The organism is Pseudonocardia terrae (genome assembly GCF_021343995.1).
GTDB lineage: Bacteria > Actinomycetota > Actinomycetes > Mycobacteriales > Pseudonocardiaceae > Pseudonocardia > Pseudonocardia terrae.
Genome location: NZ_JAJTTE010000030.1, coordinates 81,639 through 90,760 on the forward strand (window position 1 = coordinate 81,639; position 9,122 = coordinate 90,760).

A 9,122-nucleotide genomic window follows, 5' to 3' on the forward strand; every position below is an offset into this window, starting at 1 on the left:
TGTGGGGGTGGAACTCGGGTGGATCTCGGTCAGGGGACGCGGACGACCTGGCCGGCGTACGACAACCCCGCGCCGAAGCCTACGAGGAGGGCTATCTCGCCGGAACGGATCCTCCCCGCGGCGCGCATGTGGTCGAGCGCCATCGGGATCGACGCGGACGAGGTGTTGCCGGAGTAGACGATGTCGTCGGCCACGCGCATGTCCTCGCGCGCGCCCTCCTTGCGGAGCTTCTTGGCCACGGCCTCGACGATCCTCAGGTTCGCCTGGTGGGGTACCAGCACGTCGATGTCGGCCGGGGTGAGCCCGGCCTTGGCGATCGCGTCGAGCGCGACCGGGGCGATCCGGGTGGTGGCCCACCGGAAGACCGTCTGGCCCTCCTGGTGCAGCTTGTTCGTGCTCTCCTCGAGGATCCGGATCACGTTCGCCATGTCGCCGGCCGAGCCCCACGACACCGGGCCGACGCCGATCTCGTCCTCGCTGCGTGCGCCGGTGACCACGGCCGCACCGGCCGCGTCGGCGAAGATGATGCAGGTCGAGCGGTCGTCCCAGTCGACCCAGTCGGAGAGCTTCTCCGCGCCGATGACCAGGACGTTGCGCGCCGAGCCGGCCCGGACCAGGTCGGCGGCGGCGCCCAGGCCGTAGCAGAACCCGGCGCAGGCGGCGTTGAGGTCGAAGGCGGCGGGCGCGCCGATCCCGATCCGTTCCGCGGTCTGCGCCGCGGCGTTGGGGATCGGCGCGGTCATCGTGCAGGTGGCCACGATGACCGTGTCGACGTCGGCGGTGGTCAGCCCGGAGTCCTTCAGCGCCCGCGAGCCGGCCTCCACGGCCATGTCGACCAGCGACTCGTCCTGGGCGACGCGGCGCTCCACGATGCCCACGCGGTCGCGGATCCACTGGTCGTCGGTCTCCACGCGCTGGGCGAGGTCGTCGTTGGTCACGACGTGCCCGGGCTGGGAGCTGCCGAGCCCGATGATGCGCGCACCCGGGACGGACGGCGCGAGCCGGAACGTCGTCATGCGTGCTCCTCGATGAGCGCGACGGCCTTGTCCAGGTCGTCAGGAGTCTTCAGCGCCAAGGTCTTGACGCCCTTGAGGTCGCGGCGGACCAACCCCACCAGGGTGCCCGCCGGCGGCAGTTCCAACACCGCCGTCACGCCCAGTTCGCCGAGCGTCGCCATGCAGGAGTCCCAGCGAACCGGCCGGGTCACCTGCGCGACGAGCAGGTCGAGCGCGGCGGCGCCGCCCTTGACGACCGAGCCGTCGGCGTTGGTCAGCAGCGGGCGCGTCGGGTCGCCGGGGCTGAGCTCGGCCGCGGCCGCGCGCACGGCGTCCTCGGCCGGGGCCATGAAGCGGGTGTGGAAGGCGCCGGCGACGGGCAGCACCGCGGCGCGGCGGGCGCCCTCCGGCGGCTCCTTCCCCAGCTCCGCGATCGCGGACTGCGGGCCGGCGGCCACGATCTGCCCGGCGCCGTTGCGGTTGGCCGGGTCGAGGCCGAGGGCCTCGAGGCGGGCCAGCACCACGGTCTCCTCACCGCCGAGGACGGCGGCCATGCCCGTCGGCTCGAGCGCGCAGGCGTCGGCCATCGCGCGGCCGCGGATCGCGGCAAGCCGCACGGCCTCGTCCGGGGTGAGCACGCCGGCGATCGCGGCGGCCGCGAGCTCGCCGACCGAGTGGCCCGCAGTGGGCGCGCTGTCGGGAAGGGCGGCGGGGATCGCGTCGGCGAGCCGGGCCGCGGCGAGCAGCGCGTTCACGACGACCAGCGGCTGGGTCACCGCGGTGTCCTTGATCTCGTCGGCGTCGGCGGTGGTGCCGAGGCGGGCGAGGTCGAGTCCCGTGGCCTCGGACCAGGCCGCCACCGTCTCCGCGGCGGCGGGGTCCTCCAGCCAGGGCGCGAGCATGCCGGGGGACTGCGACCCCTGACCGGGCGCGAGCAAGGCGATCACAGCGCTACAGCCAACACTGCGGCGCCGGGGAACGGAACACCGGCACCCACCACGTTGACCGCCGCGATTTGTGGGTTTCCTCCAACGGGCGGCACGCTACCCGCCGGTCACCTTCGCGTCCGTCCATCATGGGGTGGAGGGTTCTGCCAGGTCAGGGCATGATCGGGGGCGCCGGTACGTCCGCGAGGCGGCCCGCCAGCAGGGCGGTGCGCAGCACCAACGCGTCCCGCGGATCCGTGGGTGCGCGTCCGGTGAGTTCACTCACGCGCCGGAGCCGGTAGCGGACCGTGTTGGGGTGCACGAACAGCGTGCGGGCGCACGCCTCGAGGGCGCCGCCGCCCTCCAGGTACGCCGCGAGCGTGCGCAGGAGCTCCCCGCCGGCCGCCTCCAGCGGCGTCACCACGGACTCGACGAGCAGTCGCAGCGCCGACGGGTCCCCGGACACCGCGCGCTCGGGGAGGAGGTCGTCGGCGTCGACGGGCCGGGGTGCCCCGGGCCAGCCGGGAGCGGCGCGCAGCCCGGCGAGGGCGTCGCGCGCCGAGACGTGCGCGGCCTCGAGGTTCGGCGCCCGCGGTCCGACGACGACCGGGCCGGGCCCGAAGTCCGCCACGAGCGAGGCGATCGGGTGGGCGCCGTCGCGCGGCCGGTCGTCGGGGGCGATGCGGCCGCGCGGCTCGGTCAGGAGCAGCACCAGCCGGCTGCCCTGCACCCCGACCAGCACGGACCGGCCCAGGCGGGTGGCGTGCCGGCGGATCCCGGAGAGGCTCTCGGCCGGGTCGTCGCCGTCGGCCGGGGGCGGGCTGCCCACCAGCACCCGGACCGCCGCGGCAGGGTCCCAGCCGAGTGCGGCCGCGCGGGAGACCAGGGCGTCGTCGGCGTCGCCGCGGACCACGCCGTCGACGACGAGCGCCTCCTGCCGCGCGTCCCACGCCCCACGGGTCTCCGCGGCGTTGGCGTAGACGGTGGCGGCGGCGAAGGCGATCTCGCGGCCGAACCGGAGCACGGCCTCGACGAGGATCCGGTACTCGGTCCCGTCGGCGGCCAGCGGCGGCAGCCGCTCCTCGAACACGTCGGTGGCGATCCGGACGAGATCGACGGTCTGGCGCAGCGACAGCCGCCGCGCGAGGTCGCGCGGGGCGATCCGGAAGGCCTCGGCGGTGAGCCGGATCGTCTCGTCCGGCTCGCCGAGCCAGGCGACGAAGTTGCTGACCCCGGTCTGCGTGACGAGCAGGACCCCCGCCCGCTGGTCGGCGGGCAGCCGCGCGAACCACGGCTGACCCTCCTCCATCGCGGACAGGCAGGCCGCGGCGAGGTCGCCGGTGGCGAGCTCGAGGCGGCGCAGGGTGGCCGCGGAGACCGCCCGCACGTCGGACAGGGTCATATGGGGAAGCATGGCACGCCGGGACGGGTCGGACGCGCCGGAAGGAGGACCCCGTGAGCGGCGGCGTGACCGGTGGGGACGGGCGGGTGGAACTGCGTCGCGGCGCGGACCGGGCGCGGACGGTGCACGCGGGCTGCGAGGCCCGGCACGGCTTCTCCTTCGGCGCCCACTACGACCCCGCGAACACCTTCTTCGGGGCCCTGCTGGCGCACAACGACGAGCGGGTCGCGCCGGGCGCGGGCTACGACACCCACGCCCACGACGAGGTCGACCTGGTGACGTGGGTGGTGTCCGGCGAGCTCGCGCACGCGGACTCGCTCGGGAACGAGGCGCGGGTACGGCCGGGCACGGTGCAGGTGCTCTCCGCGGGCACGGGTGTGGAGCACGCCGAGCGGTGCGGCGGCGCGGGCCCGGTGCGGTTCGTGCAGGCTTGGCTGGTCCCGGACCGGCCACTGCACGCGCCCGCGCTCGCCCGCCGGGACGTCGGGGAGGAGCTGGCCGCGGGGCGGCCGTTCCTCCTGGCGTCGGGCCGCGCAGGGGGCGGACCGCTCCCGCTGCGCCGCGCCGACGCCGAGCTGCACGCCGCCCGGCTCCCCGCCGGAGCGATGTGGACGGTGCCCGAGGCTCCCTACCTGCACGTCTTCCTGGCGGCGGGCAGCGCGCACACCCCCGCCGGAGAGCTGGGCGAGGGCGACGAGCTGCGGATGACCGCGCCGAGGGTCGGCTCCGCAGGCCTCGCCGTGGGCAGCGCGACACTCACCGCGGGCCCGGGGGGCGCCGAGGTGCTGGTCTGGTCGATGGGGAGCGACCTGCGACCGGGGTGAACCCAGGACCGACCGGCTCCGGACGTCGATGACCGGGGTGACCGCGTGGGGTCACCCCGGCCTCGACGACGTACGGATCGTTCGCTGACACGTGCCGTGCGGGGCTCGCGCCGAGACGGGCGAGGAAAGCGGAACGGTGTGCGCCGGTTGGTGGGTGGCGTCCCGACCGGGCGGCCGGAACGAATGGATCAGCCGATCGGCGTCACCTGCGTGGCCTGCGGCCCCTTCTGGCCCTGCTCGATGTCGAAGGACACACGCTGCCCCTCGTCGAGGCTCTTGTAGCCGTTGACCTGGATCGCGGAGTAGTGCACGAACACGTCCGCGCCACCACCGTCGGGAGCGAGGAAGCCGTAGCCCTTCTCGCTGTTGAACCACTTGACGGTGCCCTCTGCCATTCTTGCTCTCCTCGTACGTGCTCGAGGCTCTCGCCCCGGGAAACGCCGCCCGGCCGCTACTGTCCGCGCCCTGGTCGGGACACCGATCCACCATCGGAGGGTCGGCGTCGGGCGGAGCCTAGCGTGATTCGCGTCGCTTGCCGAGGGGTCGTGAGCTGTGTATTCGTCCCGGAACGGGACCGAAACACCAGAATGGCGACCTGGCCGTCCGGAGGGGGCCTTCCGGGCGAGCGCCCGCGGCCCCCTCCTCCGATCAGGCGACGCCGGAGTCGGACGTCTGCGGGCCGGCGGCCTGCGGGTCGTCGATCCGGTACTTGGCGGCGGCCTCCGCGGGCGCGCCCTTCTCGACCTCGCCCCGCGCGGCGAGCGACTGCAGCGCCCCGACCACGATGGACTCGGCGTCGACCGCGAAGTGGCGGCGCGCGGCGGGACGGGTGTCGGAGAGGCCGAACCCGTCCGTGCCGAGGGCGACGAACGGCGCCGGCACCCACTGGCGGATCTGGTCCGGGACCGCCCGCATCCAGTCCGAGGAGGCGATCACCGGCGTGTCCGTGCCGCCCAGGGCCCGGGTCACGTACGGGACCCGCGGCTCGGCGTCGGGGTGGAGGAGGTTGTGGCGCTCGGCCTCGACGCCGTCGCGGCGCAGCTCGCCCCACGAGGTCACCGACCACACCTCGGCGCCCACGCCCCACTGCTCGGCCAGGAGCTCGCGCGCCCGGATCGCCCACGGCAGCCCGACGCCGGAGGAGAGCAGGCGGACCTGCGGCCCGTCCTCCTTGTTCGTGCCCAGGTAGCGGTAGATGCCCTTGAGCACGCCGTCGATGTCGAGGCCCTCCGGCTCGGCCGGCTGCGGGTACGGCTCGTTGTAGACCGTCAGGTAGTAGATGACGTTCTCCGGGTCGTCGCCGACCATGCGGCGCAGCCCGTCCCTGACGATGTGGGCGATCTCGAAGCTGAACGCCGGGTCGTACGACACGATCGCCGGGTTCGACGAGGCCAGCAGCAGCGAGTGCCCGTCGTTGTGCTGCAGGCCCTCGCCGGTCAGCGTGGTGCGGCCCGCGGTGGCGCCGACGAGGAAGCCGCGCGCCATCTGGTCCGACGCCGCCCAGATCCCGTCGCCGGTCCGCTGGAACCCGAACATCGAGTAGAAGACGTAGACCGGGATCATCGGCTCGTCGTGGGTGGCGTACGAGGTGCCCGCCGCGGTGAACGAGCCGACCGAGCCGGCCTCGTTGATGCCCTCGTGCATCAGCTGGCCCTGCTCGGACTCCTTGTAGGCCAGCATCAGCGACGCGTCGACGGACGTGTAGTGCTGCCCGTGCGGGTTGTAGATCTTCTGCGTCGGGAACATGGAGTCCATGCCGAACGTGCGGGCCTCGTCCGGGATGATCGGCACGAACCGGCCGCCGATCTCCTTGTCCTTCACGAGCTCGCGCAGCAGCCGGACGAACGCCATCGTGGTGGCGACCTCCTGCTTGCCGGAGCCCTTCCGGACCGCCTCGTAGACCTTGTCGCCCGGCAGCACCAGCGCCTTCGAGGTGGTGCGCCGCGAAGGCACCGCCCCGCCCAGCAGGCGGCGCCGCTCCTTCATGTACTGGATCTCGGGCGAGTCGTCGCCGGGGTGGTAGTACGGCGGCAGGTACGGGTCCTGCTCGAGCTGGGCGTCGGAGATCGGGATCCGCTGCTCGTCCCGGAACTGCTTGAGGTCGTCCAGGGAGAGCTTCTTCATCTGGTGGGTCGCGTTGCGGCCGGCGAAGTGCGAGCCGAGGCCGTAGCCCTTGATCGTCTTCGCCAGGATCACGGTCGGCTGGCCGTGGTGCTCGGTCGCGGCCTTGTACGCCGCGTGGACCTTGCGGTAGTCGTGCCCGCCGCGCTTGAGGCCCCAGATCTGGTCGTCGGTGAGCGGCTCGACCATGGCCTTCGTGCGCGGGTCCCGGCCGAAGAAGTGGTCGCGGACGTACGCACCGTCGTTGGCCTTGTACGTCTGGTAGTCGCCGTCGGGCGTGACGTTCATCAGGTTGATCAGGGCGCCGTCGCGGTCCTGGTGGAGCAGGGCGTCCCACTCGCGGCCCCAGATGACCTTGATGACGTTCCAGCCGGCGCCGCGGAAGAAGGACTCCAGCTCCTGGATGATCTTCCCGTTGCCGCGCACCGGGCCGTCGAGCCGCTGCAGGTTGCAGTTGATGACGAAGGTCAGGTTGTCGAGCTGGTCGGTCGCGGCCACCTGGAGCATGCCGCGCGACTCGGGCTCGTCCATCTCGCCGTCGCCGAGGAAGGCCCAGACGTGCTGCTGGCTGGTGTCCTTGATGCCGCGGTCGTTCAGGTAGCGGTTGAACCGCGCCTGCATGATCGCGTTCATCGGGCCGATGCCCATGGAGACCGTGGGGAACTCCCAGAAGTCCGGCATCAGCCGCGGGTGCGGGTAGCTCGGCAGGCCCTGCCCCGGGCCGCCGTGGCTGACCTCCTGGCGGAAGCCGTCGAGCCGGTCCTCGGTCAGCCGGCCCTCGAGGTACGCGCGGGCGTAGATGCCGGGGGAGGCGTGGCCCTGGATGTAGACCTGGTCACCGCCGCCGGGGTGGTCCTTGCCGCGGAAGAAGTGGTTGAAGCCGACCTCGTACAGGGTCGCCGACGACGCGTAGGACGAGATGTGCCCGCCGACCCCGATCCCCGGCCGCTGCGCGCGGTGCACCGTCATCGCCGCGTTCCACCGGATCCAGCGGCGGTACGCGCGCTCGGCGTCCTCGTCGCCCGGGAACCACGGCTCACGGTCGGTCGGGATGGTGTTGACGTAGTCCGTACTGGTCAGCGCCGGGACGCCGACGTGGCGTTCGCGGGCGCGCTGGAGCAGCCTGAGCATCAGGTAGCGGGCGCGCTGCTGGCCCGCGTTGTCCAACGCGGCGTCGAACGAGTCCAGCCACTCGGCGGTCTCCTCGGGATCGATGTCCGGGAGGTGGGCCGCGAGGCCGTCACGGATGACGTGGACGTGCCGCGGGCCGTCGGTGCCGTCGCGGGCCGGGTTGTCGCCGCCGGTGGTGCTCTGGCCGGTCAAGGGGTCTCCCTGGGTGGCTCGTACAGGTGTTCGTGCAGTGTGTCGCGTTCCCGGGGGTCGTGCCGGACGGCGGCCCCGGGCGGTACCCCCTATCGTGCCCCTCGCCGCATGATCACGGAACGGCGGTTGCGCGGGGCCGCATGGTCGTGTTCGGATTCCGCATCCGAACCGACTCTCGGTGGCGCGCCTGCGTGCCGCCGTACTCGAGGAAAGAGGTGTACGCGTGGTCGCCGCGGAAGATGCCGGACGATCGTCCGACATCGCGGGCAAGCTCGGCATCGAGCCGGGCATGGTCGTCCAGGAACTGGGTTATGACTCCGACGTCGACGAAGCGGTCCGCGAGGCCGTCGAGGACGTCATCGGCGAGGAGCTCCTCGACGAGGACGCCCAGGAGGTCATCGACGTCGTGCTCCTGTGGTTCCGGGAGGGCGACGGCGATCTCGTCGACACCCTCGTCGACGCCCGGGGAATGATCGCCGAGAACGGTATGATCTGGGTGCTCACCCCGAAGACGGGGCGGAGCGGCCATCTCGAGCCCAGCGAGATCGCGGAGGCCGCGCCCACCGCGGGCCTGGCGCAGACGTCGAACGCCAGCGTGGGCGAGGACTGGGCGGGTGCCCGGCTCGTCTCCCCGAAGGCGGGCAAGAAGCGCATCTAGGTGGCTGGTGTCTTTCGCGTGGCGGTCGCCCGGTCTGGCGGTCGGTTGCGGGACAGTGGCCGGGTGACGTTGGGCCGCGCTGATCGTCAGGGTGATCTGTTCGACGAGGTGGTCGGGTTCTGCGAGCAGACGCTGCCGGAGAACTCGATCTACGGGTTCCTGGCCCGGGAGCGGGAGCGGTTGTTCCCGGATGAGTTGTTCGCGGACTTGTTCACCGATCGGGGCCGGCGGTCGGTGCCGCCGTCGGTGGTGGCCACGGTGATGACGTTGCAGCGTCTGGAGGGGCTCTCGGACCGGGAGGCGGTCGACCGGTACGCCTTCGACGTGCGCTGGCGCTACGCAGCCGGGGTCGGCGGCTACGGCGCCAGGTGGGGCCGCTTCGCACACACGGTGCTGGTGGATATGCGCGCGCGGCTGCGCCGTTCGCAGCGGCCGGACCGGATCTTCGAGGTGGGCCTGCAGGCGGCGCACGAGGCGGGGCTGGTGGGCCGGCGCCGGGTGCTGGACTCGACACCGCTGTATGACGCGGTGGCCACGATGGACACGGTCACGTTGATCCGTTCGGCGCTGCGTGGGCTGCTCGCCGCTGCCGGCGGCGACCTGGCTGCTCGGTTGCGGGCGGTGTTGACCAGCGGGGACGACTACACCGGTGCGGGTGAGCCGCAGATCGACTGGGACGACCCGATCGCCCGCGAAGAGTTGATCGACTCCCGGGCCCGGGACGGGTTCGCGGTGCTGGCGGTGCTGGATGGCCAGGAACTGGCTGATCCGGTGGAGCAGGCGGCGACACTGCTGGCCACGGTCCTGGGCCAGGACCTCGAGCACGGCACCGGCGGCACCGGCGGCACCGGCGGCACCGGCGGCACCGGCGGC

Annotated in this window: 8 protein-coding genes; 3 read left to right on the top strand and 5 right to left on the bottom strand. The window is 73.0% G+C overall.

What is annotated here, in order from left to right; all coding sequences use genetic code 11:
- Positions 1–29: 29 nt before the first annotated feature.
- The 3 genes from LWC33_RS20540 to LWC33_RS20550 form a co-directional block, all read right to left on the bottom strand.
- On the bottom strand, positions 30–1,016 hold the full coding sequence (locus LWC33_RS20540) for a beta-ketoacyl-ACP synthase III (RefSeq protein WP_233306042.1): 987 nt from the start codon (positions 1,014–1,016) through the stop codon (positions 30–32).
- Positions 1,013–1,942: an ACP S-malonyltransferase gene (locus LWC33_RS20545; RefSeq protein ID WP_233306043.1), complete on the bottom strand. Its 930-nt coding sequence runs from the start codon at positions 1,940–1,942 to the stop codon at positions 1,013–1,015. The genes LWC33_RS20540 and LWC33_RS20545 overlap by 4 nt, the downstream gene beginning before the upstream one ends.
- A 151-nt stretch (positions 1,943–2,093) precedes the next feature.
- Positions 2,094–3,323 carry a PucR family transcriptional regulator gene (locus LWC33_RS20550; RefSeq protein WP_233306044.1) on the bottom strand — a complete coding sequence of 410 codons (1,230 nt, stop codon included), beginning with the start codon at positions 3,321–3,323 and terminating at the stop codon, positions 2,094–2,096.
- A gap of 53 nt (positions 3,324–3,376) precedes the next feature.
- Here LWC33_RS20550 and LWC33_RS20555 point away from each other — a divergent pair, with 53 nt between their 5' ends.
- Entirely contained in the window at positions 3,377–4,147 is a 771-nt protein-coding gene (locus LWC33_RS20555; RefSeq protein WP_233306045.1) for a pirin family protein, read from the top strand.
- A gap of 188 nt (positions 4,148–4,335) precedes the next feature.
- On the opposite strand, the gene LWC33_RS20560 is transcribed toward LWC33_RS20555, so the two are convergent.
- The gene (locus LWC33_RS20560) at positions 4,336–4,542 is read right to left on the bottom strand and encodes a cold-shock protein (RefSeq protein WP_037052393.1); all 207 of its coding nucleotides are present in this window, start codon (positions 4,540–4,542) and stop codon (positions 4,336–4,338) included.
- A 253-nt stretch (positions 4,543–4,795) separates the two neighbouring features.
- Positions 4,796–7,591 (bottom strand): pyruvate dehydrogenase (acetyl-transferring), homodimeric type, encoded by a 2,796-nt coding sequence (gene aceE, locus LWC33_RS20565; RefSeq protein WP_255692353.1) that lies wholly within the window; start codon positions 7,589–7,591, stop codon positions 4,796–4,798.
- Positions 7,592–7,814: 223 nt separating this feature from the next.
- Between aceE and LWC33_RS20570 the strand changes: the two genes are divergently transcribed.
- Both LWC33_RS20570 and LWC33_RS20575 read left to right on the top strand, forming a co-directional pair.
- Complete coding sequence (locus LWC33_RS20570; RefSeq protein ID WP_233306046.1) at positions 7,815–8,249, top strand: DUF3052 domain-containing protein; 435 nt, start codon at positions 7,815–7,817, stop codon at positions 8,247–8,249.
- 18 nt (positions 8,250–8,267) lie between these two features.
- Positions 8,268–9,122, top strand: an 855-nt coding sequence (locus LWC33_RS20575) for a transposase (protein WP_233306047.1), incomplete at its 3' end; no start/stop codon positions are given.

Excerpts from the sequence above, each read along its gene's own strand:
- LWC33_RS20540 (WP_233306042.1), bottom strand. The coding sequence starts at position 1,016 with ATGACGACGTTCCGGCTCGCGCCGTCCGTCCCGGGTGCGCGCATCATC.
- LWC33_RS20550 (WP_233306044.1), bottom strand. The coding sequence starts at position 3,323 with ATGACCCTGTCCGACGTGCGGGCGGTCTCCGCGGCCACCCTGCGCCGC.
- LWC33_RS20560 (WP_037052393.1), bottom strand. The coding sequence starts at position 4,542 with ATGGCAGAGGGCACCGTCAAGTGGTTCAACAGCGAGAAGGGCTACGGC.